At 62.6% G+C, this 21,594-nt stretch carries 24 protein-coding genes; 11 read left to right on the top strand and 13 right to left on the bottom strand.

All coding sequences use genetic code 11. From position 1 onward, the window contains the following. Window positions 1-3 precede the first annotated feature (3 nt). Window positions 4-819, top strand: coding sequence for a uroporphyrinogen-III C-methyltransferase (gene cobA, locus H0O21_RS03270; protein ID WP_185190846.1), 816 nt, complete (start codon window positions 4-6; stop codon window positions 817-819). Here the strand turns inward: cobA and moaB are convergent. After that, window positions 797-1,342, bottom strand: a complete 546-nt coding sequence (gene moaB / locus H0O21_RS03265) for a molybdenum cofactor biosynthesis protein B (RefSeq protein ID WP_131455073.1) — start codon at window positions 1,340-1,342, stop codon at window positions 797-799. The two genes, cobA and moaB, sit on opposite strands and share 23 nt — an antisense overlap. Between moaB and H0O21_RS13590 the strand changes: the two genes are divergently transcribed. Together H0O21_RS13590 and H0O21_RS03255 are read left to right on the top strand one after the other, a co-directional pair. Then, window positions 1,238-1,672: a MoaD/ThiS family protein gene (locus tag H0O21_RS13590; RefSeq protein WP_330848521.1), complete on the top strand. Its 435-nt coding sequence runs from the start codon at window positions 1,238-1,240 to the stop codon at window positions 1,670-1,672. The genes moaB and H0O21_RS13590 overlap by 105 nt on opposite strands. A 41-nt stretch (window positions 1,673-1,713) precedes the next feature. After that, entirely contained in the window at window positions 1,714-2,166 is a 453-nt protein-coding gene (locus H0O21_RS03255; RefSeq protein WP_131455072.1) for a molybdenum cofactor biosynthesis protein MoaE, read from the top strand. 2 nt (window positions 2,167-2,168) lie between these two features. Here the strand turns inward: H0O21_RS03255 and H0O21_RS03250 are convergent, their stop codons facing one another. The 3 genes from H0O21_RS03250 to H0O21_RS03240 are packed head-to-tail and all read right to left on the bottom strand — an operon-like array spanning window position 2,169 to window position 4,142. After that, window positions 2,169-3,437, bottom strand: a complete 1,269-nt coding sequence (locus H0O21_RS03250) for a molybdopterin molybdotransferase MoeA (RefSeq protein ID WP_255441110.1) — start codon at window positions 3,435-3,437, stop codon at window positions 2,169-2,171. Next, on the bottom strand, window positions 3,397-3,894 hold the full coding sequence (moaC, locus tag H0O21_RS03245) for a cyclic pyranopterin monophosphate synthase MoaC (protein WP_185190365.1): 498 nt from the start codon (window positions 3,892-3,894) through the stop codon (window positions 3,397-3,399). Before moaC ends, H0O21_RS03250 begins: the two co-directional genes overlap by 41 nt. A 32-nt stretch (window positions 3,895-3,926) precedes the next feature. After that, window positions 3,927-4,142: a hypothetical protein gene (locus tag H0O21_RS03240; RefSeq protein ID WP_131455070.1), complete on the bottom strand. Its 216-nt coding sequence runs from the start codon at window positions 4,140-4,142 to the stop codon at window positions 3,927-3,929. A 299-nt stretch (window positions 4,143-4,441) separates the two neighbouring features. Between H0O21_RS03240 and H0O21_RS03235 the strand changes: the two genes are divergently transcribed. Further along, complete coding sequence (locus H0O21_RS03235) at window positions 4,442-4,912, top strand: nitrate reductase associated protein (RefSeq protein ID WP_185190364.1); 471 nt, start codon at window positions 4,442-4,444, stop codon at window positions 4,910-4,912. Here H0O21_RS03235 and H0O21_RS03230 read toward each other — a convergent pair. Further along, window positions 4,893-7,121, bottom strand: coding sequence for a molybdopterin oxidoreductase family protein (locus H0O21_RS03230; protein WP_185190363.1), 2,229 nt, complete (start codon window positions 7,119-7,121; stop codon window positions 4,893-4,895). The two genes, H0O21_RS03235 and H0O21_RS03230, sit on opposite strands and share 20 nt — an antisense overlap. Window positions 7,122-7,242: 121 nt before the next feature. Beyond that, on the bottom strand, window positions 7,243-8,799 hold the full coding sequence (locus H0O21_RS03225; protein WP_185190362.1) for an MFS transporter: 1,557 nt from the start codon (window positions 8,797-8,799) through the stop codon (window positions 7,243-7,245). 159 nt (window positions 8,800-8,958) lie between these two features. Between H0O21_RS03225 and H0O21_RS03220 the strand changes: the two genes are divergently transcribed. The 3 genes from H0O21_RS03220 to H0O21_RS03210 all read left to right on the top strand — a co-directional run bounded on the left by H0O21_RS03220 (window position 8,959) and on the right by H0O21_RS03210 (window position 11,202). Next, a complete protein-coding gene (locus H0O21_RS03220; protein WP_370523078.1) occupies window positions 8,959-9,579 on the top strand; it encodes a molybdenum cofactor guanylyltransferase in 621 nt (206 codons plus the stop codon). Further along, on the top strand, window positions 9,566-10,621 hold the full coding sequence (locus H0O21_RS03215) for a GTP 3',8-cyclase MoaA (protein ID WP_185190360.1): 1,056 nt from the start codon (window positions 9,566-9,568) through the stop codon (window positions 10,619-10,621). Before H0O21_RS03220 ends, H0O21_RS03215 begins: the two co-directional genes overlap by 14 nt. Window positions 10,622-10,710: 89 nt before the next feature. Continuing rightward, on the top strand, window positions 10,711-11,202 hold the full coding sequence (locus tag H0O21_RS03210; protein WP_131455229.1) for a redox protein: 492 nt from the start codon (window positions 10,711-10,713) through the stop codon (window positions 11,200-11,202). Here the strand turns inward: H0O21_RS03210 and H0O21_RS03205 are convergent. Genes H0O21_RS03205 through H0O21_RS03195 form a run of 3 tightly spaced genes read right to left on the bottom strand, consistent with a single transcriptional unit; the run spans window position 11,190 to window position 14,553 of the window. Continuing rightward, entirely contained in the window at window positions 11,190-12,110 is a 921-nt protein-coding gene (locus tag H0O21_RS03205; protein WP_131455063.1) for a transglutaminase family protein, read from the bottom strand. The two genes, H0O21_RS03210 and H0O21_RS03205, sit on opposite strands and share 13 nt — an antisense overlap. Continuing rightward, complete coding sequence (locus tag H0O21_RS03200; protein WP_131455062.1) at window positions 12,095-13,078, bottom strand: alpha-E domain-containing protein; 984 nt, start codon at window positions 13,076-13,078, stop codon at window positions 12,095-12,097. The genes H0O21_RS03205 and H0O21_RS03200 overlap by 16 nt, the downstream gene beginning before the upstream one ends. Continuing rightward, window positions 13,072-14,553 carry a circularly permuted type 2 ATP-grasp protein gene (locus tag H0O21_RS03195; RefSeq protein ID WP_185190844.1) on the bottom strand — a complete coding sequence of 494 codons (1,482 nt, stop codon included), beginning with the start codon at window positions 14,551-14,553 and terminating at the stop codon, window positions 13,072-13,074. Before H0O21_RS03195 ends, H0O21_RS03200 begins: the two co-directional genes overlap by 7 nt. A gap of 152 nt (window positions 14,554-14,705) precedes the next feature. Between H0O21_RS03195 and H0O21_RS03190 the strand changes: the two genes are divergently transcribed. After that, the gene (locus H0O21_RS03190) at window positions 14,706-16,304 is read left to right on the top strand and encodes an alpha/beta hydrolase (protein WP_185190359.1); all 1,599 of its coding nucleotides are present in this window, start codon (window positions 14,706-14,708) and stop codon (window positions 16,302-16,304) included. 10 nt (window positions 16,305-16,314) lie between these two features. Here the strand turns inward: H0O21_RS03190 and ureC are convergent, their stop codons facing one another. Genes ureC through H0O21_RS03170 form a run of 4 tightly spaced genes read right to left on the bottom strand, consistent with a single transcriptional unit; the run spans window position 16,315 to window position 19,651 of the window. After that, window positions 16,315-18,024, bottom strand: coding sequence for an urease subunit alpha (gene ureC, locus H0O21_RS03185; protein ID WP_185190358.1), 1,710 nt, complete (start codon window positions 18,022-18,024; stop codon window positions 16,315-16,317). A gap of 3 nt (window positions 18,025-18,027) precedes the next feature. Beyond that, window positions 18,028-18,348 carry an urease subunit beta gene (locus tag H0O21_RS03180; RefSeq protein ID WP_185190357.1) on the bottom strand — a complete coding sequence of 107 codons (321 nt, stop codon included), beginning with the start codon at window positions 18,346-18,348 and terminating at the stop codon, window positions 18,028-18,030. A 22-nt stretch (window positions 18,349-18,370) separates the two neighbouring features. Continuing rightward, window positions 18,371-18,673 (bottom strand): urease subunit gamma, encoded by a 303-nt coding sequence (locus tag H0O21_RS03175; protein WP_131592304.1) that lies wholly within the window; start codon window positions 18,671-18,673, stop codon window positions 18,371-18,373. 18 nt (window positions 18,674-18,691) lie between these two features. Continuing rightward, on the bottom strand, window positions 18,692-19,651 hold the full coding sequence (locus tag H0O21_RS03170) for an urease accessory protein UreD (protein WP_185190843.1): 960 nt from the start codon (window positions 19,649-19,651) through the stop codon (window positions 18,692-18,694). A 112-nt stretch (window positions 19,652-19,763) separates the two neighbouring features. Here H0O21_RS03170 and ureE point away from each other — a divergent pair, with 112 nt between their 5' ends. From ureE to ureG, 3 genes are read left to right on the top strand one after another with little or no spacing between them, the layout of a single operon-like run. Then, window positions 19,764-20,273 carry an urease accessory protein UreE gene (gene ureE, locus H0O21_RS03165; RefSeq protein ID WP_185190842.1) on the top strand — a complete coding sequence of 170 codons (510 nt, stop codon included), beginning with the start codon at window positions 19,764-19,766 and terminating at the stop codon, window positions 20,271-20,273. After that, a complete protein-coding gene (locus tag H0O21_RS03160; protein ID WP_185190356.1) occupies window positions 20,270-20,941 on the top strand; it encodes an urease accessory protein UreF in 672 nt (223 codons plus the stop codon). The genes ureE and H0O21_RS03160 overlap by 4 nt, the downstream gene beginning before the upstream one ends. Then, window positions 20,941-21,546, top strand: coding sequence for an urease accessory protein UreG (gene ureG, locus H0O21_RS03155; RefSeq protein ID WP_185190355.1), 606 nt, complete (start codon window positions 20,941-20,943; stop codon window positions 21,544-21,546). Before H0O21_RS03160 ends, ureG begins: the two co-directional genes overlap by 1 nt. Window positions 21,547-21,594 lie beyond the last annotated feature (48 nt).

The raw sequence follows: 21,594 nt of genomic DNA, 5'->3' as shown, positions 1-21,594 counted from the left end.
ACTGTGACCGAAGCGACTCTGGCCGATGCAACTGTTGGAGATTTGAAGGTGGGAACCGTTTATCTCGTTGGAGCAGGTCCGGGAGACCCTGACTTGCTCACGGTGAAAGCCCAGCGGCTTCTCAGTCACTGTGATGCGCTGGTTTACGACTCCCTAGTGCCGCGGGAGGTGCTGGATCTGGTGCCTGAGAGCTGTGAGCGCCGGTTCGTCGGCAAACGCAGGGGGCATCATTCCGTGCCTCAGCCCAGCACCAATGCGGTGCTCGTGGAGCTGGCTCAGCGGCATCAGTGTGTGGTGCGCCTCAAGGGGGGTGACCCTTTTCTGTTTGGGCGTGGTGGTGAGGAGGCGGCCCATCTGGCCAGTCATGGAGTTCCCGTGCAGGTGGTGCCCGGTGTCACCGCAGGCATTGCCGCACCCGCCTATGCCGGCATTCCCGTCACCCATCGCAGGGCGGGGTCGTCGGTGACCTTTGTAACTGGCCATGAGGAGATTGATAAACGGCGTCCCAGCGTCAATTGGCAGGCCCTGGCCAGCGCCAGCGATGGACTGGTCATTTATATGGGCCTCCATAACCTGCCCCGCATCGCTGCTGAGCTCGTGAAGGGTGGCTTGAGTGCCGAGACGCCTGTGGCTGTCATTCAGCAGGGCACAGTGTCTGGCCAGCGCTGCCTGAGGGCCACGCTGGCCACGGTGGCCGAGCGGGCTCAGGAGGAGGCCTTCGCTTCTCCTTCGATCGTGGTGGTGGGTGATGTGGTGGCGGAGCAGATCGAGGCGTGTGCGCCTCAGCCTGCTGCGGTCACGATGCCGATCCCGTTTTGAACGACTCGGCTGCAAGGCGATCCGGCGACTCTCTGAGTCGGGGAATCAGCTGCACGAGATTGCAGGGTTTGGTCGTTGCATCGAGTTGAGCCTTGATTAACCGATCCCAGGCGGTTTCCACCGCATCAAGAGAGCCGGGAAGAACGAACACGATCGTTCCATTGGCCACACCTGCGAGACAGCGACTTTGGAGGCTGCTGGTGCCGATTGCTTCAAACGACAGCACCCGGAACAATTCGCCGAAACCGTCGATGCATTTGTCGAGTAGGGGTTCAACCGCTTCCGGGGTGCCGTCCCTCCCCGTCAGTCCGGTGCCGCCGCAGGTGATCACCACTTGGATGGTTTCATCGGCGATCCAGGTGCTAACGCTGGCACGGATCCTGTAGCGATCGTCGGGGCAGATGCGGCGCTCTGCCAGGTGGTGACCCGCCGCTTGGAGGCGCTGCTGCAGGCAGTCGCCGCTGACATCATCAGCGAGGCTGCGGCGATCGGAAACCGTCAGCAGAGCGATCGAGAGAGTCAGAGCAAAGAAGCTTCGCCAGTGCTGACGCTAGAACCATGCAGAGCTGGAGTCGTGGGCGAGGTGTTGAAAGCGGATTCGGAACGGGGGGGCGCTGACAACGTGCGGGTGCTGCTTTTCGCAGCACTGCAGGATCGGGCCGGTTGGTCTGAACGGGAGTTGTCGCTGCCGGCAGGTGACAACGTCTCGGCCCTCGAGGTTTGGAATCAGCTGAATCTCGGTCCCTGGAGTTCGAGTATCCGAGTGGCGATCAACCAAAACCTGGTGGACCCTCAGCAAAGGGTGCATGCCGGCGATGAGCTGGCCTTTCTGCCACCTTTCACTGGGGGCTGATTCAAGTTCTTTGACTGATTCAGATCGCTGATTCGGGACCGATGCACCTGAGGATTGAACTGCTCCATCAACCTTTTGAGCCATTCAGCTCTCTCGAGCGATGGCATTGTCAGCTCCATGCTCAAGGTCATGCCAGCAGCGCTGCCGAGGGTCTGTTCATTGGTCGCATGCGCGCTTATGCAGCTGATGGCAGTGCGCTGGAGGCTCTGGAGCTGAACCATTACTCCGGCATGAGCGAACGTCATCTCGAGCAACTGGCTCACGCCTGTGGCGCGCGCCATCACGCACGCAGCTGCCTGATTCAGCACCGCATTGGGCGTGTACTCCCCGGTGAGCCGATTGTGCTTGTGGCGATCGGCGCTGACCGCCGCGGTCCCGCTCAGCGGTGCTGCCAGGAGCTTTTGGAGTTGCTCAAGCATGAGGCTCCCTTCTGGAAACGGGAGTGGCGTGCTGATGGCAGCAGCGAATGGCTCAGTGCCAACACGCCACTCTGAGTTCAGAGCAATGGCAACCGCAGCAGCTGTGCCCATAGCTCCGTGCCTGCTTCCAGACTCCCCAGCTCCGCGGGAATCTCCAGCAGCAGATCAGCACCTTGCAGCGAACCGATGCGCGAGGAGGCCTGGGAGCCCTCCACCCGGGCCCAGAGGCCGCCGTCGGCCGCCACTGCCAGCCGCGCCCGCGCCAGCTCCGGCCGGCCGGCACCACGGCGCAGGGGTGCTTCCAGGCGAACCTTGAGCCGGGGCAACAGCTCCTGCTCAGCGCCCTCCAGGCGTTGCAGCGCCGGCCAGAGCAACTGCAGCGCCGTGATCGCCGCGGCCACCGGATTACCCGGCAGCCCGAAGAAGGGCACCCCCGCCACCTGCCCCCAGGCCAATGGCCGGCCTGGCTTGAGAAACAGCTTCCAGAAGCGCACCTGCCCCAGCTCCTCCACCAGCGGGCGGATCCAGTCGCTGGCTCCGGCAGACACGCCACCGGTGCTCACCACTACATCACAGGTCGCTGCCAGTTCCTGCAGGGCTTCGCGCAGCGGTTCCGGCGCGTCAGCCACCACCAGCTGTTTGGTCACCGGGTAGCCAAGGCGCTGGAGCAGAGCGGACAGCAGTGCGGAATTGCTTTCCCAGATCTGGCCCGGCCCGCGCTCAGCCCCGGGCGGCAGTAGCTCATCTCCGCTGATCAGCAAACCAATCCGGGCCCGGCCTGTTAGCTCCAGCTCCTGCACCCCACAGCTGGCCAGCCGGCCGAGCTCAGCCACTCCCAGCCGTTGCCCCGCCGCCACCAGCTCCTGGCCCGGGGCAGCCTCCTCCTGCGGTGAGCGGATCCAGGGATTGGGCCCGCACGATTTCACCAGCTCCAGCTGATCGCCGGCGACGGCCACCAGCTCCTGCGGCAAAACCCGCTCACTCCCTTCGGGCACCACAGCGCCGGTGAGGATGCGCACCGCCTCACCAGCTGCAAGCTTGGCGCCATAGGGCGCACCGGCTGCTGAAGCCCCCACCAGATGCCAGCGGGCACCGGGCTCCGGTTGCTCTGCACCGGCAATCGCATAGCCATCCATGATCGAGGCGCGAAACCCCGGCACTGCGGCCAGCGCCTGCACAGGGCTGGCGGTGGTGCGGCCAAGGGCCTGCTCGAGGGGCAGCACTTCGTTGCGGCCAAGGGGTTGCAACGCTTCGAGGATCTGCCTGCGCGCCTGCTCCAGCGGCAGCCCTTCGCGTCCGAAGGGCTCAGCCGTCATGGCCTGCAGCTTGTCGGTGCCAGCTGCCATGGCGTCCGCCATGCTTTTCCACAAGACCAATCGTTTCGATGGTCATGCCGGGGTCTACGGACTTGAGCATGTCGTAGAGGGTGACCAGGCCGATGGAGACAGCGGTGAGTGCCTCCATCTCCACACCGGTCTGCCCAGTGGTTCGGCAGTGGACTTGCAGCAAAAGCCCAGGCAGCTCTTGGTCAGGTTTGATCGCAACCTCGATGCCGCTCAGGGGGAGGGGATGGCAGAGGGGAATCAGCTCTGAGGTGCGTTTCGCCCCTTGAATCGCAGCAATCCTGGCCACGGCCAGCAGATCACCCTTGGGAGTGTCCGCCTGGATGACCCGCTGCAGGGTGCTGGTCTTCATGCGCAGGCAACCTTCTGCAACAGCCTCCCTTCGGCTGATGTCTCGATCGCCCACATCGACCATGTGCACCTCTCCTTGGCCGGTGAGGTGGGTGATGCCATCAGCCATGGCTTTGCGTCTTCTTGGCCTGTTCGTGTGGATCAGCGCTCGCCGAGCACCGACCAGAGACTGGCTTGGGCGGGAATCACTGGCTCGACGGTGGCAGCTTTCGATGCCTCGGCGTGCACAGGATGGATCGCGATCTGGCTGCGCACCATCTGAACGGCCAGGGAGGCGACGATGAAGGCACCGATGAAGCCGGCGGCGATGGTGATCGGGCTACGGGTGCTCGTTGCCGAAACGTTGCTGGTTGCCATGGAGGCAGTGCAAGGGATGAAGATCCCACTATGGAAAAGCACTGAATGATTCGCTACCGAATGCCCGATTCAGCCCCGGAAATGTCATGGTTCTTTCCGGATTGATGGTGAGCCAGTCGGAGGCGTAACCCTCGGAGACCACCCAGCCATGGGAGACACCCAAAAGCATGCCGAGAGAAATGGCGAAGCGCATGATGGCTGTACAGCGTGCGCAGAGCCTGCTGGCTTCCGCTGGCATGGATGGTCTTCAGATACACCGTTTTCGGCTAAACAAGAGTGCATGGTTGTTGTTGATACCAATGCCTGAACGGTCGATCGATCAGGCCCGTCATTGCTTTGCCTTTGAGCAGGATTTCATCGGCAACTGGCGCTGCATTCCTCTGTGTGTACGGCGCAAACTCGATTTGAGTGGCGTCAAGCTGAGGCTCAATCATTGGCTTGCCCTCAGTCAGCAGCAACGTCAGGAGGTGGTGGACTGGGCTGATGATTCAAAAGCACTTGACCTGTTGAGGGATCATTTGCGCCTCTGCACCGCTGCGATGGCCGAAGGCATGGTGACTGACCTGCCCGTCGCCATTGCAGAGCCTTGGCAATGCTCTGACCAGCTGCCGGACCTGTTGTTGGAGGCGGCTCAGCGGAAGAGGATTCCCCTCGCGCTCGACCGTTGGGCTGGGCTGAGCGAACTGGAGCGTTTCGCGCTTTGCAAGCTGGCTCGGCCCGGCCACGATCATCACAATCTGGAGGCGGCGTTCAGCGAAGTGCTGGGCTGAGCCAGCGTCGCAGTGCTTCCAAGCGCCGGCTGTCCTGTTCGATCGGTTTGACCACCGATACGGCAGGGGCCACCACCACGGCAGTGGCCTTCAGTTCCGGTTGTTTGGAGACTGGGCAGGCCAGCTCGTGCATCAGAGCATTGGCTTCACAGGCATTGTCCTGACTGAATCCCCAGTGCATCGGCAGAAACACCGACCCCCTGCGAATGCGCTCACTGATGGTGACGCGGGCGGTGAGGGTGCCCCGCCGTGAGCTGATGGCCGCCAGGCCATCGGCTTCGATGCAGAAGCGGGCTGCGTCTTCCGGATGCATTTCCAGGCGCGGTTCTGGATGCATGGCTCGCAAGCGCTCCACCTTGCCGGTGCGCGTCATGGTGTGCCACTGCCCTAGGTAGCGGCCCACGCACAGCACGAGCGGATACATCTCGCAGGGCGGTTCGGCCAGGCCGAGGGGGTCTTCGGCGTGAAAGCGAGCCCGTCCACTGCTGGTGGGGAAGCGATGGTCGCTATAGAGCCGCCGGGAGCTGTTGCTGGGTTCGCGTCCGGTTTCGAAGGGCCACTGCTGCGGCCCATGCTGCGCCAGGAGTTGATGGCTGAGCCCCGACATGTCGCAGACCCGGCCTGCGGTGAGCGCTGTGAATTCCGCATACACCTCTGCAGAGGAGACATAGCTGAATTGCTCGACGAATCCCAGACGTCGTCCCAGCTCAGCAAACACCTCCCAGTCAGGACGGCTCGTACCGTGCCGGGGCCGGAAGGCGGGGCAGAAGGTCACACGCCGTTCTGAGTTGGTCATCGCACCAGCCTTCTCACTCCACTGCGCTGCGGGCAGCAGCAAATGGGCGTAATGGGAGGTCTCCGTGTCGGCGTAGGCCTCACTCACCACCACCATGGGGCAGCGCGTCATGGCCGCCTTCACCCGCTCCAGGTTGGGCATGCTCACCAACGGGTTGGTGGCTGCCACCCACCAGAGATCCAGCTCGCCCCGCTCCATCGCCTCCACCTGCTGCCAGGCGGTCAGGCCCGGGGTCGGCTGGATCGAGCCCTCCGGAAGACCCCAGGCCCGCTCGAGTTCGCTTCTGTGCTCGGGATTGCTCACCAGGCGATATCCCGGAAGCAGATGGGCCAGGCCGCCGGCCTCTCGCCCCCCCATCGCGTTCGGTTGGCCAGTCAGCGAGAAGGGGCCGGCCCCCGGCTTGCCGATCTGCCCTGTCAGCAGATGCAGGTTGATGATGCCGCTCACAACGGCGGTGCCCTCTCGCCGTTGGTTGACACCCATGGACCAAAGGCTGAGCACCCCCTGGCTGCGACTCCAGAGCCTGGCGACCTGTCGCAGTTCTTTTTCGCTGATTCCGCAGAGTGCGGCCACCTTGGCTGGAGTCCAGGTCCTGATGGTCTTTGCATAGGCGGCGAAGCCTTCCGTGGCCTCATCGATGAAGTCACTGTCGAAGCCGTTGTCCTGAACGATCAGTCGGGCAAGACCATGCAGCAGTGCGAGATCGGTGCCGGGGGCAATGGCCAGATGGTGATCGGCGATCCTGCTTGTATCAGTCGCCCGGGGATCGACCACCACGATCGTGAGGCCCTTGGGGTCTCGTTTTTTGCGCTTGAGCAGACGCTGAAACAGCACCGGATGGCACTCAGCCGTGTTGGTGCCGATCAGGACGGCGACCGCGCATTGATCGAGATCCTCGTAACAGCAGGGAGGGCCGTCGGAACCGAGGCTGCGGGTGTAGCCGGCCACCGCAGAACTCATGCACAGCCGGGAGTTGGCATCGAAGTTGTTGGTGCCTAGGGCTCCTTTCAGCAGTTTCTGGGCGAGGTAGTAGTCCTCGGTGTGGAACTGGCCTGAGCCATACATGGCGATCGCCTGGGGCCCCTTGCCGGCAAGGGTGCTACGAATTCGACCTTCAAGCAGATCCAGGGCCTGATCCCAGGCGATCGGCTGAAAATCCTGGTCGAGACTGGCGCGATAGAGAGGTTGATTCAGTCGACCTCGGGCCAGGGTCTCCCCGACCGTGGCCCCTTTGATGCACACCTGACCGAGGCTGGAGGGATGGTCTCGATCACCGCGGGAGTTCCACATCGGTGTTCCATCGGCATCACGCTTGACGGCCTTTCCGGCTTCTCCCGGCGGCAGGAGCTCAAGACCGCAGCCCACTCCGCAGTAGGGACACTGGCTGTGTTGGTTGGTCGTCGGCTCAGCCATGGCGAGAGGGATGTTGGCGCTGAGTTAACCAGCGCTGGGACATGATCGGGATCGTTGTGCCAACAAAAGCGGGAGCCCTGTTGGGCTCCCCACGAGTGCAGCCTGTTGAGGCGCGGTTTGATCAGACCTTCGCCAGTGCAGCCTCATCGGCATGCTCTTCAGCAAAGGATCCCTTGGGTTCTTTGAGGAAGAAGTAGCAGAGGAAGCCCACGATCAGGCCAGCGATCCCCAGCACCTGGAAGAAGGCACTGTTGGAGGCCGCCACGATTTCGGGTGAGGGATCCTTCGCATCACCACCCATCCAGATGGGCAGGAGGCTGAAAATCGTCAGGTAGGCCACGGCCCCGACGTTTCCGTAGGCGCCCACCATGCCAGCGATCTGTCCGGTGACCCGCTTCTTCACCAGGGGCACCATGGCGAAGGTGGCACCTTCACCGGCTTGCACAAAGAAGGAGCAGGCCATGGTGAGCAAAACGGCAATCGCGATGCCGGCAGTGCCGCTGAAGGTTCCTGGCTTGATCAGGCTCATCACCAAATAGCCGATGCCCAGGCCGATGGTGAGCAAGCCCATCGTGCCTTTGCGACTCCCGAGCCGATCGGAGATCAGTCCGCCACCGGGGCGGGCGATCAAGTTCACGAAGGCGTAGCAGGAGGCCAGGATGCCTGCCGTGGCCTTGGGTAGATCGAAGGTGCTCTCGAAGAAGGCGGGGAGCATCGACACCACGGCCAGCTCGGAACCGAAGTTGACGATGTAGGTGAGCTCCAGGATGGCCACCTGTTTGAACTCGTAGCGATCCTCTTTGGGGTAGGTCTTAGTTCCAAGGATCAGCTCACGGTTGGTGCGGATGATTCCCCAGGTCTGGAAGATGAACCAGATCAGCACCGCAACCAACGCCAGGGGATAGGTGCCGGCATTCAGAAAGCCAACTTTCTGGAGACGCCAACAGAGCACGCAGAGGATGGCCGCGAAGGGCACGTTCATGCCCAGCAGACCCCAGAAATCCTTCATGGATGTGACCTCAAGGCCCGCAGACTTGGCCGGCTTCTGATAGGCCTTGCCAGGAGGGGTGTCACTGACGTTGGCGTAATAAATGAAGCCGTACACCGCGGAGATGATGCCGGTGAGGGCGATGGCACCGCGCCAGTTCAGGATGTCGCCGCCCGGTAGCTCGAAGCCGCCGGAGAATGACAGCCAGCCGGCCACGATCACCAAGGTGAGGGCAGAGAAGGCGGAGCCGAAGTTGCCCCAACCACCGTAGATCCCCTCTGCCAGGCCGATCTCCTTGGGTGGGAACCATTCAGCCACCATGCGGATCCCGATCACAAAACCCGCGCCCACGATCGAGAGCAGGAGACGGGCCACCACCAGCTGGTTGAAGTCCTGAGCGGAGGCAAACAGCAGACAGGGAATGGCTGCGAACACCAGCAAGGAGGAGTAGGTGATGCGTGGGCCGAACTTGTCGAGCAGCATCCCGATCAGGATGCGAGCGGGCACAGTCAATGCCACGTTGCAGATCGCCAGGGTGCGGATCTGGGGAACACTGAGTCCGAAATCCGCCTTCACCGTGGTGGCCAGAGGGGCCAGGTTGAACCAGACCACGAAGGTCAGGAAGAAGGCGAACCAGGTCAGGTGAAGGGTTCGGTACCTGCCCTGGAACGACCAAAGATCGCCAAGCATGGGGTTGTGGATGAGGAAGGATCAAACCCCGGCTTCGGAAAAGGCAGCGCCCAGGATTTCAGTTGCGGCGCCAATGCAAACCGCCGGGTTATTGCACCACCTTCCCGCCATCTCCCTGGTCGCTGTTGTTACGGAATCGCCCCCCTGCGGCGGTGCTAAGTGACGGTGATCCGAGCCTCTGTTGTGCCGCGACTGCTACGTGCGTGTGTTCTCGCCGGAGGGGCCAGCCGTCGCATGGGTGCTGACAAGGCGCTGTTGCCCCATCCCAGGGGCGGGACCTGGATTGACAACACCGTCGCCATGGCGAGAGCTCTGGATCTGCAGGTGCTGGTGCTGTCAGGTCATCCCCGACATCGTGAACACCTTGCTTCACGTTTTCCGGATTTGTCGGTGCTGCCTGAGCCTTGGCCTCCTGCCGGACCTTTGCAGGCTTTTGCTGCCGTGTTTTCCGCTCGGGTCGATGAGGCCTGGTTGGTGCTGCCGATCGATTTGCCTTACCTCACCTCCCCTGCCCTGGAGACGCTGTTGGTCGCCTGGCGGGAACAGGAGCACGCGGCCTTGGTGGCGCATGACGGCGAACGGCAGCAGCCCCTGCTTGGGATTTATCCCGGTATGGCTGGCTCCCACGCTGCACTCGAGCGGCAGTTAGGTCGCGGCTGCCATCGCTGGCACGATTGGTTGGACCTGATTCCCCACCGCTCCTTTTTTCTGCCTCCAGAGCAGCTGCTCAATGCCAACCATCCCGCTGATCTGGCAGCGTTGACTGATGGTGAGTTCTGAGTTGGTGACGGACCGCAGGCAGCGCCCTCTTCAGGTGCTGCGTCTGTCGTTGACGGCCCGTTGCAATCTCGCCTGTTCCTATTGCCAGCCCGACCACAGGGAGGTGAGCGGGTTGCTGAGTCAGTCGCAGCGCCTGGCGCTGATCGAGGCCTGCTGTCGCCTTGGGGTTCGCTCCCTGCGCCTCACCGGTGGTGAACCCTTGCTCAGTGACCAGCTGGAGCCCTTGCTTGAGGCAATTCGCCTGCGGCGACAACAGCCAGGCGATCCACTGTCGCAACTGGAGGAGGTGGCTCTCACCAGCAATGGCTTGCTCCTGGATCAAGCCAGGGCTGAGCGTCTGCGGCGAGCTGGTCTGGATCGGATCACCCTCAGCCTCGATGGCCTCGATGCCGGCGTGGTGGCCGCCATGGCTGGATTGCCGGAGGTGGGCGAGGCGGGGTCACGCGCCCTTGCTGCGGTGCGGGAGGCGATTGTGGTGGCCCGTGAGGTTGGCTTTGACCCTCGTTTGGGTGCACTCAAGCTCAACAGCGTGATCCAACGGGGTCGCAATGAGGATCAGCTGCTGCCCTTGGCTGCCTTCGCACGTGACCAAGGGCTGGAACTACGCCTGATCGAGTTCATGGATGTGGGGCATCGGAACGGCTGGAGCGGTGATCAGGTCATGCCGGCGGCGGAGATGCTCCGCCAACTGCAAGCGGTTTGGCCCCTGGAGCCCCTGGGTCGGCCAGCAGGGGGCACGGCCAGGCGCTGGCGTTACCGAGATGGAGCCGGCGTGGTGGCGATGATCGCCTCTGTGAGCGAGCCGTTTTGCTCGGATTGCAATCGGGCCCGGATCACCGCTGATGGCCAGCTGTTCACTTGTCTGTTTGCATCGACCGGGCTCAATCTGCGGCCCTGGCTTCAGCCTCACCCCGATGCCGAGTCGCTGGTCGTGGCGCTGAGGGATCACTGGTCAGCGCGCATAGATCGCTACAGCGAAGAGCGCAGTCTCCAGGTGCAGACCGATCCGGAGCGCGCCGACATGGCCTATCTCGGCGGTTGAACCCCGGCTGGGGAATCGGTTGCATCTGGCACCATCGGTTGCTCTTCGGCCGTTTACAAAGGCTGCAGCGCTACGGCCCACTTCTCCCCGTGTTCGAACTGCTCTCCTACGAACGCTTTCGCGACACGCCGGCGGTTCGCTTCTTTGATGTCACCGTCGCTGACTCCAATGCACGCGATCTGGTGATCCACAGCGGCCCGGCCGTCAGCCCCCCCAATGATCCTGAGACCGGAGCCTGGCAGTTCTATCTCCACCCCCATCAGGAAGACAACCTGTTGGCTGCCAGTGGTGGTCGCACCTTTTATCTGGTGAATCTCAGCTGGACGGAGCCCTTCCACATCGTGCGTTTGGAGAGCGGTGGTGACATCCTGCGCATCCCCAAGGGCACCTTTCATCGCTCCGTGTCGGATCCTGAGGGTTCGGTGGTGCTCAACCAGGCCCTGCGTGAGACCGGTGCGTCACTCGTGCGTGAATTCCGCGTTTACAACAGCCGTCGAATTCCCAAGCTGTTTGCCATGACATCGACGGCGGCGCCCCGGCCTCGTTTGCATGGTTTGGCGCCGCTGGTTCAGGCGGCCTGAGTTTGCTTGGAGTCAGTCTCCTGCCCTTGTTCCCCTCGGAGCAGCAGGCCACAGCCATCAATCTCCGCTTCAATGCTCCAGCTCAGGTCGCTGGCGGTGTTCGGCGGCCCACTGAAACTGCCGGTTACCGCTGCTGTGAGCTCGGGCCTTGAGGAACTGGCCAGCACGATGTAGCGATCATCGATGGCGCCGCTGCCGCTTGGATCGAAGCCTCGCCAGCCGGCACCGGGCAAATACACCTCCGCCCAGGCATGCAGGTCGTACTGCTCCGGGGCTGGATCCACCAGGTGGTAACCGCTCACGAAGCGAGCTGGCAGACCCACACAGCGGCAGCATTCGATCATCAGCATGGCCAGGTCTCGGCATGAACCGACTCGCTCCCGGAGGGTGCGGCCGGCGGGCCAGGCCGGACCAATGTGGCGCTGGGTGTATTTGACCCGATCTTGAATCATCTCCACCAGTTGGCGCAGAAAGGGCAGGGCCTGTTGATTGCTGCCCATCAGTGCATCCTGGGCCAGCTCCACCGCCGAGGGATCGTGTTGTCCATCGGGCAGCCAGCCCTCAAGCGCCCCCTGGAGATCCTTGTTCAGCAGGCCGCGCGGATAGGGCAACGAGGGCTCCATGCCACTGAAACAGCTCTCAAGCGGCGGTGCACTGCGGGTTTCCACCAGGCTTCGGGCGATGAAGCTGAGCCGGTCGGTGGCGCCGAGAAAACGCACCCGGCAGATTTCATCGCCGCTGGAGGCCACCAGTTCGTGACGATGCATCGGGTCGGGGCTGATCTCCAATTGATGGCTGATCAGTCGCTGGAATCCCTGACCTCTCGGTTGCAGGCAGAGACGGTGCTCCCCAAGGCTCACCGGAGCTGCGTAGCGGTAGTTGAGGCGATGGATCAGCTGAGCGCGCATGCGGGATCGGCAGGGATGGAACGGAGATCGCTGAGGGTGAAGTAACGCTCGTGAATCAGCTGATGCAAGCGGTTCAGATCCGCCTGGAGGTGATCGATCGCCTCATGCAGACCGGAGTGGATGAGGGAATCAATGCGCACGAAACTCCAGCGCGCGAGCAGTTGGCCACGCAGGCATTCCAGGTCATCGGGTGGACCTGGCACCGGCTGGCGCTGGATCTGTTGCAGGGTGTCGCTGATGCCCTGGAGGCAGCAGCGCACGGAGCGGGGGAAGGTGGGATCCAGCAGCAGGAATGAGGCCACGGCGCTGGGGGCGATCGCCTCCTGCATGCTCTGGCGAAACATCTGATAGGCCCCGGCAGAGCGCAGCAGGGCGATCCATTGCAGTTCGTCGAGTACGCCCCCCACCTCTTCCGGTGAGGGCAACAGCAGGAAATATTTCACGTCCAGGATGCGGGACGTCTTGTCGGCTCGCTCAATCAGGCGACCGAGTTGGCTGAAGAGCCAGGACAGATCCCGGCTGAGGGTGGCATCCGTAATCCCGTAAAACAGCTGACAACCGCGACGGATGTCGCGTAGCTGCTCCTGCTCCGGTTCCTGCCAAATCGCCTCACCATCCTGGAGACTCCAGTAGAGACCATTGATCTGCTCCCACATCTCTGTGGTGATCACATCGCGGATCTGGCGCGCGTTCTCCCGGGCCATGGCGATGCAGCTCACGATGCTGTTGGGGTTGTCTCGATCAGAGACAAGGAAGCGGATCACCTCCTTCGGGTTCTGGCCCGGGTAGTGCTGATCAAAGGCTTCTCGGTCTCCACTGGCCTCCACCAATGGCAGCCAGGGCTCGGCACTGCCTGGTGGGCAGTCGAGCGCCATCGCTTCACTCACCTCCACGAAGCGGGAGATGTTCTCGGCACGCTCCACGTAGCGATTGATCCAGTAGAGCGAATCGGCAACGCGGCTCAACATGACGTGAGTTCGGAACCAACCTGGCTGTCAGAGACAACCTGGCTGTCAGAGACAACCCAGGTGTCTTTGCAGCCGCCCCCCTGGGAGGAATTGACCACCAGGGAGCCTCGCTTCAGTGCCACCCGGGTGAGGCCGCCGGGGCTGACCCAGTTGCTGCGTCCGCGCAGCACGTAGGGCCGAAGATCCACGTGACAGGGGAAGAGCACTCCTTCGCTCAGGGAAGGGACGGTGGAGAGTTCGAGGGTTGGTTGGGCGATGTAATTGCGGGGGTTGGCCTGGATCTTGAGAGCAAAGGCCTCGATCTCCTCCCGGCTGGCGTGGGGGCCAATCAACATGCCGTAGCCACCGGCTTCGGCCACGGACTTCACGACCAGCTCCCGCAGGTTCTCCAGCACGTAGGTGAGATCTTGGGGGCGAGAGCAGAGATAAGTCGGCACATTGGCGATGATCGGCTCTTCTGCCAGGTAGTAGCGGATCATCTCGGGGACGTAGGCGTAGATGAGCTTGTCGTCAGCGACTCCGGTGCCTGGGGCATTGGCGATCGCTACCCGTCCCTCACGCATCACCTCAAGCAGTCCGGACACGCCGAGCATCGAATCGCGGCGGAACACCTGAGGGTCGAGGAAGTCGTCATCGATGCGTCGGTAAATCACATCCACGGGCTCCAAGCCACGGGTGCTGCGCATCCAGACCCGACCGTCCTCACAGACCAGGTCTCGTCCCTCCACCAGGGCGATACCCATCTGCTGGGCGAGATAGCTGTGTTCGAAGTAGGCGCTGTTGAACACCCCTGGGGTCAGCAGCACGACTCGGGGCGTGTCTGTCCAGGGGGCGAGTTCCTTCAGCGTGCGCAGCAGATGGGAGGGGTAGTCGTCGATGGGCTGCACCGTGCGGCCCTCGAACAGGCTCGGAAACAGCCGTTTCATGACCCGCCTGTTTTCCAGGAAATAGGCCACGCCTGATGGACAACGCAGATTGTCCTCAAGCACATGCCAAGTGCCCCGTCCGTCCCTGATTAGATCGAGACCTGAGATGTGGCACCAGCGCCCCAGCGGCACTGTCATGCCTTGCATCTGAGGACGCCAGCCCTGGGAGCTCTCCACATCCTCCCGGGGGATCACACCGTCGTTGAGAATCCGCTGCTCTCCATAAACATCGGCAAGAAAGCAGTCAATCGCTTCAAGGCGTTGAAAAAGCCCTCGTTCCAAGCTGTTCCAGTCGGAACGACTGATCAAGCGAGGTAATGGATCAAAGGGAAGGATCCGCTCACCACCGAGCTGGCCTGAATCATTCAGGCGAAAGGTTGCACCAAGGCGGCGAAGCAGATTACTGGCGGAGGCGTGTGAGCGATTCAGTTCATCAAGGCCGATGCGCCCGAGGGACGACAGCAGCGGCAGCAGGGGAGTGCGCGGTTCCGCTTGCTCGCTGCAGAAATATTCGTCGTAGCCGCGGCTGGGTTTGTAATCGGTGAACATGTGCCGTGGAATGGCTGGGCCCATCCAAGGCTTCAGTGGTGCCATCGCGGGTGGCGGTCGTTACCGAATTGGAATCCTGAATCTGGCGAGCGTCTGCACTTGTCAATCAGCCCTGATTCGTAGAGGGTGCTGCGGCGGAATGGAGCTGGCTCATGCGTCGCTATGGACTGACGATGCTTTCCCTGCTGGCTGGTCTTGTGCCCCTGGGATTGCCAGCGATAGCAGCCGAGCGCGTTCGCTTTCAGTTCGGTGAATTGTCCCGCGATGTGTCGGTGCCATCGCTGGTGACCTTCACCGAAACAGGTCGCGTCAATCCGGATCTACAGAGTTATTTCAACCTGCTGAAACCACAGCAGCAGCAGACGTTGCGCAATCTGCTGAATCAAAGCGTGCCCGTCACGGATGTGATGGCGTCCAATTTCCTCAGCACTCCACTTGGCAAACGCTCTTTGCAGCAACTGGTGAAGGTGTTCGCCCAGCCTCCTGAGATCGCCGAGCCGGCTCTGTCTTCCGCTTTGATTCTTGGAGCTGCCCAATCCGGTGAGCTGCGCCTGATTGATGTGCTCCAGGCCTATCCGACCCGAACCCTGCCGGTGAATGTGGTTGCGGTGCTCTCCCTGGCTCAATCGCTCACCCAGCAGTTCAACCTTCAGAACAAGCTGTTTCCTCGCATTGCCTCCATTCAGGGGGAACCGGCCCAGGGTCCTGATCTGGCGACGTTGGCCGACAAGGGGGCGGTGGCTTTCACCCAGACCCCGTTTCAATTTCAGGGACGCTTCGGCGACACGATTAGCGCCATCGCCTACATCCCCAACAGCGCCACGAGCGCCAGCCCGGCACGGCTGGTGCTGATTGCTCCTGGCCTGAACACCGATATGAATGCCCTCTTGTATGTGGGCCAGCAGCGGGCGAGCCATGGCTATGCCGTGGCATCGCTGAATTTCCCTTTCACCAGCGCCAACACGATCAAGGCGGCGATTCAGGGCACCGGTGCGATTCCGCCTGCGAATGCCTGGTATGGCCAACCGCTCAGCGTCAGTGACCTGATCGACCAGATGCAGCAGCGTTGGGGAACCAAGGTGAATACCGCCGCTGTGGGCGTGCTTGGTCAGTCGCTCGGCGGTTACACCGTGACGGCCCTCGCTGGTGCTGAACTCGATTGGCCTTATCTCCTTAAGGGGTGCGATGAGCTGAACGATCCCGACAAGGTGGTGCTCAATCCTGCGGTGGTCTGGCAATGTGTCGCCCCCGGCCAGGTGGTGCAACGCAAGAGTTTTCGAGATCTGCGCGTGAAGGCAGCGGTGGCGGTGAATCCGGTGACCAATCCGATCTTCAGCCCCACGTCGCTGAAGGCGATTGCTGCGCCGATTCTGTTTGTTTCCGGTACGGGCGATATCTTTGCGCCGCCCGTCTCTCAGCAGCTGATCCCCTTCACGTCGATTCAGCAGCCTGGTTCCCTGTTGGCTCTTCAACACAACGGCACCCATCTCTCGTTCCTTGATGGCACGTCTGCATTGCCCGCTGTTGTGATCGGTCCGGATCAGCCTCTGGCGCGAGAGGAATTGAAGGGGATGGCCCGCGCTTTCTTCGATGAGCACCTGAGCAACACCCCATCCGCGCCGCCGCTGGCAGCACCGACGGCCAGATCCGGAGTGTTTAGTGGTAGCGATCCCCTGCGCCTGCTGATCACGCCTCGTTTCAGTCGTGAACAGCTCAATCAGGTTGATCCTGGCCTCAAGCAGTTCCCTTAGACCACCAGCCCTAGAGCAACAGATAGCGCTGGGCGAGGGGCAGCACTTCGGCAGGCTCGCAGGTCAGCAGCTCACCGTCGGCGAACACTTCGTAGGTCTGTGGATCCACACTGATGTTCGGCAGGGCGGCGTTGAGTTTGAGGGCGCTTTTGCCCACGCTGCGGGTGCCTTCGACGGCCATGCAGGTGCGCTCCAGTCCCAGCTGACGTTGGATGTCGGCGTCCATGGCTGCGCTACTCACGAAGGTGAGACAACTGGGCGCCAAGGCTTTGCCGAACGCAGCGAACATCGGCCGACCATGCACCGGGCCAGGGGTGGGAATCGAGGCGTTGGCATCTCCCATCTGGGCCCACACGATCGAGCCGCCCTTGAGGACCAGTTCGGGCCGAATGCCGAAGAAGCCCGGCTTCCACAGCACGAGATCGGCGAGCTTGCCGGTTTCAATCGAGCCCACTTCGGTGCTGATGCCGTGGGCCAACGCCGGGTTGATCGTCACCTTGGCGATGTAGCGCTTTAGCCGGTGGTTGTCGTTGCGGCTTGAGTCTTCCGGCAGGGCACCCCGTTGCACCTTCATTTTGTGGGCTGTCTGGAAGGTGCGGGTGATCACTTCGCCCACACGGCCCATGGCCTGGGAATCGCTGGCGATGATCGAAAAGGCGCCCAGGTCGTGAAGGATGTCTTCGGCGGCGATCGTTTCGCGGCGAATCCGCGATTCGGCAAAGGCCACGTCTTCCGGAATCTTGGGATCGAGGTGGTGGCACACCATCAGCATGTCGAGGTGTTCCTCAAGGGTGTTGCGGGTGTAAGGCCGGGTGGGGTTGGTGCTGCTGGGAAGTACGTTGGCTTCTCCGCAGATCTTGATGATGTCTGGGGCGTGACCGCCGCCGGCACCCTCGGTGTGGAAGGTGTGGATCGTGCGGCCCTTGATGGCGGCGATCGTGTCTTCCACGAAGCCGGCTTCGTTGAGGGTGTCGGTGTGGATGCACACCTGCACATCCATGCGGTCGGCGACCGACAGGCAGGCGTCGATGCTGGCGGGTGTGGTGCCCCAGTCTTCATGCAGTTTCAGGCCGCAAGCACCGGCGCGCACCTGTTCTTCGAGCGCTTCGGGCGTGCTGGCGTTGCCCTTGCCGAAGAAGCCAATGTTCACCGGTAGACCCTCAGCGGCTTGGAGCATGCGGCTGATATGGAAAGCGCCGGGGGTGCAGGTGGTGGCGTTGGTGCCGGTGGCCGGGCCGGTGCCACCGCCCATCAGGGTGGTGACGCCGCTGGCCAGGGCCGTTTCGATCTGCTGAGGGCAGATGAAATGGATGTGGGTGTCGATGCCACCGGCCGTGAGGATGTGACCTTCGCCGGCGATCGCTTCGGTGCCGGGGCCCACCACGATCGTCACCCCTGCCTGGGTGTCGGGATTGCCGGCTTTGCCGATGCCGACGATGCGGCCGTCTTTCAGGCCCACATCGGCTTTCACGATCCCCCACCAATCGAGGATCAGGGCATTGGTGATCACGGTGTCGACGGCACCACCTGCTCGGGTTGTCTGGGCCTGGCCCATGCCGTCGCGGATCACCTTGCCGCCGCCGAATTTCACCTCATCGCCATAAACGGTGTAGTCCTTTTCAACCTCAAGAATCAGTTCAGTGTCGGCGAGGCGAACCCGGTCACCGGTGGTGGGGCCGTAGGTCTCGGCGTAGGCCTGGCGGGAGATGCGATAGGGCATGGGTCAGGCGTCGAGGGATCCGTTGATCTGGCCGTTGAAGCCGATCACGCGTCGCGTACCGGCGAAGGGAATCAGGTTCACGTCGCGGCTGTCACCCGGTTCGAAGCGGATGGCGGTGCCGGCGGGGATGTCGAGCCGTTGACCTCGGGCTGCGGCCCGGTCGAACTGCAGGGCGGCGTTGGCTTCGGCGAAATGGAAATGGGAGCCCACTTGCACGGGCCGGTCACCGCTGTTGGCCACGGGAATGGTGGTCACGGGCCGGCCAGCGTTGAGTTCGATGTCGCCGGGTTCGGGCAACAGTTCACCGGGAATCAGCGGGGCCATGGCAGAGATGCAGGGTGGTGGGTCAGCGAATTGGGTCGTGCAGGGTCACGAGCTTGGTGCCATCGGGAAACACCGCTTCGATCTGCACCTCGTGAACCAGTTCGGGAATGCCGTCCATGACTTGTTCGCGGCTCAGCCAGGTGGTGCCTTCCTGCATCAGCTCCGCCACGCTCTTTCCGTCGCGGGCACCCTCCAGCACAAGGAAGCTCAGCCAAGCCACCGCTTCGGGGTGGTTGAGCCTGAGGCCACGCTGGAGTCGCCGTTCGGCCAGTAATGCCGCGGTGACGATCAGGAGCTTGTCTTTTTCCTGGGGGCTGAGATGCATGGACTGGCTCGGTCGTTCTCAGTGTGTCCTTACTGCGGGCCAAGCAGTGTTCGTCATGAACGATGACGCTGGCAAAGGCTGTTCCTGCAAAGGCCAGACCCTTGGGATCTGTGGAGCGCTCAAGGCGCGCAGGGCGCGGGTGCGAGCCCAGATGCGGCTGAACCAGAAGCGGGCATCGCGGCTGGACGGACCGGCATAACGGGCCACCAGGCCCTGATCCAAGGCGCTGCAGCGCAGCGTGCCTTCCAGGCCTTCGCGATCGCTGCGGACCAGCTCCAGCAGTTGCGCCAGAGCATCGCCGCTCAAGGGCATCGGTGCAGCCCACACCAGCGATCCGAACACTGGCTGTTTGTTCAGTCCGTGCTGGTCGTTGAGGGCATCGCCCCCCAAGTCCAACCGGTCCACCATTTCCCAGCGATCGGCTTGATGAGGTTCATCACTGCGTCGAAAGATGCTCAGGGCTGAGCGCCAGCGACCCTGCTGGAGGGTTTCTCCGGCGGCGGTGCGGCCCAGCCGCACGATTTCTGCACTGAGAAAGGAGGCGTCAGCTGGTAGTTGCACCGTCAGATGCTGCTCATAGAGGGCATTCGCATAAAGCACCAGCTCCTGGGGTAGCCATTCCAGATCGCTGCTTTTCGCCAGTGTGCAGTGCACCTGTTGACGGGCCCATTGGCCTTCGGGGTAGAGGCGGCTGCGGCCGATGGACCCGTAGACCTTCTGGGCGGCGACGCTGGTGATCAAGCAGCGGCTGTTTGTTTTCAGGTCCAGGGCAATGCTGAGCTGGTCGCCACCTACCAGTCCTCCAGCCGTATGCAGGATTGGCAGCTCACAGCGACCGTTGTTGCCTTGTTCAGCCCGCAGAAGCTTGAACGGGGCGCTGCAGCCCCCTTGGTGAACTGTGCCTGCGTCGCCGTGCACGGTCTGCCGGTGTTCAAACCGCAGCTCGCAGCGGCCATGCCAGGGATCGAGGCGTTGCATGCCCCCACGCTCGGCGCTCGAGCTGCGATGACCTGTAGCAATCAACACCAAATCAAGGCCGACGGCTGGGCAGGCTCAGGGTGAAAGCGGAGCAGCCTTGGACGACAACGCGATGAGTGACAACGCGAGCGATCACAAACCGATCGTGTTGGAGCATCGCCAAGTGGGTGAGGCCGTTGGAGATCTTCCGCCCGACCGCCGCCTGCAATTGCCACTCACGGCCGAAGAACGCACGGTGCTCCGTGGTCGCCGCCGAAGCCACTGTGGACGTGCGCTCTTGCTTCAGCTGCCGCGGGAGGGTGCCCTTCAGCCCGGTGATCGCTTGTTGGATCGTTCCCGGAGCTGGGAGGTGGTGGTGATTGCGGCGCCGGAACCGTTGCTGCGGGTGCAGGCGGATTCAGTCGTGGAACTCCTGCAGGCGGCCTATCACCTCGGCAACCGCCATGTGGCGCTCGAGCTCCACGACGGGGACTTGTTGTTGCTCGCGGATTCGGTGCTGGAGACGATGTTGCGGAGCCGTGGCTTGCGTGTGAGTGTCTGTGAGCGTCCGTTTGTTCCGGAGGGAGGCGCTTATGGGGGTGGTCACAGCCATGCCCATCGCCACAGCCATGAAACGCCATGACCTCCCTGGCGTTGCTCCAGTTGGTGAGCCCGGCGTTGCCGGTGGGAGCGTTCAGTTACTCGGAGGGGTTAGAGGTCTTGATCCAGGCCGGGGCGCTGAAGAGTGAGGCTGGTCTCGAGCAGTGGTTGATCGCCGAGCTGGAGCGGGGAGCGTTGCGGCTGGAGGCTGCGGCGCTTTCCGAGCTGATGGTTGATCTGAACAGCTGGGCTCGAGGCGCTGATGATCAGGCCCGACTTCGTTTGCTGGATCTGGATGGTTGGCTGCTGGCCACCCGTGAAGCTGCGGAGGTGCGAGCTCAACAACGTCAGATGGGGGGGTCTCTCCTGCAGCTGTTGGCCGACATGGGTCATCCACTGACTGAACCACTCCCCCTGGCCTGGCCGGCGGCATGGGCCTGGGCGGCACTGTCGCTGGGGCTGTCGGAGGCTGACACGGTGGAGGGCTACCTCTACAGCTGGGTCGCCAATCAGCTCAGTGCGGCCGTGCGCCTGTTGCCTTTGGGCCCGACCAGGGCTCAGATGCTTCAGCAGCGTCTGTTGCCGCGGATCGCTGCCGAGGCCCAAGAGCTCCTCGCTGCTGATCCACGGACCTTGTGGTCAGCGGGCGTTGGGGCATCGCTGGCGCAGCTGTCCCATGCTGAGTTGTATTCCCGTTTATTCCGAAGCTGATGGGGAGCAAGTTGCGGCTTGGTGTGGCTGGGCCGGTGGGGTCTGGCAAAACCGCTCTTGTCGAGGCGCTTTGCCGGCGACTGCGGGATCACCTGCAGTTGGCGGTGGTCACCAATGACATCTACACCCAGGAAGATGCTCAGTTTTTAACTCGCGCAGGAGCTCTAGAGCCGTCACGGATCCGTGGTGTGGAGACCGGTGGCTGTCCGCATACGGCCATTCGGGAGGACTGCTCCATCAACAGGGCAGCGGTGGCGGAGTTGGAAGCTCAGTTCCCAGATCTGGATCTGGTGTTGGTTGAGAGCGGCGGCGACAATCTGGCCGCCAGCTTCAGTCCGGAGCTGGTTGATCTCTGTATCTATGTGATTGACGTGGCCGCAGGCGACAAGATCCCGCGCAAGGGCGGCCCCGGGATCACGCGTTCGGATTTGCTGGTGATCAACAAGATCGACCTGGCGCCTCTGGTGGGGGCTGACCTGGCCGTGATGGAGCGCGACACCCTGCGCATGCGCGGCGATCGCCCCTGGTGCTTCACCAATCTGCACAGCGGTGAGGGGCTGGATTTGGTGGTGGCGTTTGTGTTGCAACAACTACCGAATTCGTGATCGCTTGCTCCGATATCAGGCCTCTTCTGTCCGATTGGTAGTGAGTGT

Origin of the sequence: Synechococcus sp. HK01-R (assembly GCF_014217855.1) — a bacterium.
Lineage (GTDB): Bacteria > Cyanobacteriota > Cyanobacteriia > PCC-6307 > Cyanobiaceae > Synechococcus_C.
This window is presented reverse-complemented; position numbering and strand designations above follow the sequence as displayed.

Excerpts from the sequence above, each read along its gene's own strand:
- H0O21_RS03255 (WP_131455072.1), top strand. The coding sequence starts at position 1,714 with ATGCACCTGAGGATTGAACTGCTCCATCAACCTTTTGAGCCATTCAGC.
- H0O21_RS03250 (WP_255441110.1), bottom strand. The coding sequence starts at position 3,437 with ATGGCAGCTGGCACCGACAAGCTGCAGGCCATGACGGCTGAGCCCTTC.
- moaC (WP_185190365.1), bottom strand. The coding sequence starts at position 3,894 with ATGGCTGATGGCATCACCCACCTCACCGGCCAAGGAGAGGTGCACATG.
- H0O21_RS03240 (WP_131455070.1), bottom strand. The coding sequence starts at position 4,142 with ATGGCAACCAGCAACGTTTCGGCAACGAGCACCCGTAGCCCGATCACC.
- H0O21_RS03235 (WP_185190364.1), top strand. The coding sequence starts at position 4,442 with ATGCCTGAACGGTCGATCGATCAGGCCCGTCATTGCTTTGCCTTTGAG.
- H0O21_RS03230 (WP_185190363.1), bottom strand. The coding sequence starts at position 7,121 with ATGGCTGAGCCGACGACCAACCAACACAGCCAGTGTCCCTACTGCGGA.
- H0O21_RS03225 (WP_185190362.1), bottom strand. The coding sequence starts at position 8,799 with ATGCTTGGCGATCTTTGGTCGTTCCAGGGCAGGTACCGAACCCTTCAC.
- H0O21_RS03215 (WP_185190360.1), top strand. The coding sequence starts at position 9,566 with ATGGTGAGTTCTGAGTTGGTGACGGACCGCAGGCAGCGCCCTCTTCAG.
- H0O21_RS03205 (WP_131455063.1), bottom strand. The coding sequence starts at position 12,110 with ATGCGCGCTCAGCTGATCCATCGCCTCAACTACCGCTACGCAGCTCCG.
- H0O21_RS03200 (WP_131455062.1), bottom strand. The coding sequence starts at position 13,078 with ATGTTGAGCCGCGTTGCCGATTCGCTCTACTGGATCAATCGCTACGTG.
- H0O21_RS03195 (WP_185190844.1), bottom strand. The coding sequence starts at position 14,553 with ATGTTCACCGATTACAAACCCAGCCGCGGCTACGACGAATATTTCTGC.
- H0O21_RS03190 (WP_185190359.1), top strand. The coding sequence starts at position 14,706 with ATGCGTCGCTATGGACTGACGATGCTTTCCCTGCTGGCTGGTCTTGTG.
- ureC (WP_185190358.1), bottom strand. The coding sequence starts at position 18,024 with ATGCCCTATCGCATCTCCCGCCAGGCCTACGCCGAGACCTACGGCCCC.
- H0O21_RS03180 (WP_185190357.1), bottom strand. The coding sequence starts at position 18,348 with ATGGCCCCGCTGATTCCCGGTGAACTGTTGCCCGAACCCGGCGACATC.
- H0O21_RS03175 (WP_131592304.1), bottom strand. The coding sequence starts at position 18,673 with ATGCATCTCAGCCCCCAGGAAAAAGACAAGCTCCTGATCGTCACCGCG.
- H0O21_RS03170 (WP_185190843.1), bottom strand. The coding sequence starts at position 19,651 with ATGCAACGCCTCGATCCCTGGCATGGCCGCTGCGAGCTGCGGTTTGAA.
- ureE (WP_185190842.1), top strand. The coding sequence starts at position 19,764 with ATGAGTGACAACGCGAGCGATCACAAACCGATCGTGTTGGAGCATCGC.
- H0O21_RS03160 (WP_185190356.1), top strand. The coding sequence starts at position 20,270 with ATGACCTCCCTGGCGTTGCTCCAGTTGGTGAGCCCGGCGTTGCCGGTG.
- ureG (WP_185190355.1), top strand. The coding sequence starts at position 20,941 with ATGGGGAGCAAGTTGCGGCTTGGTGTGGCTGGGCCGGTGGGGTCTGGC.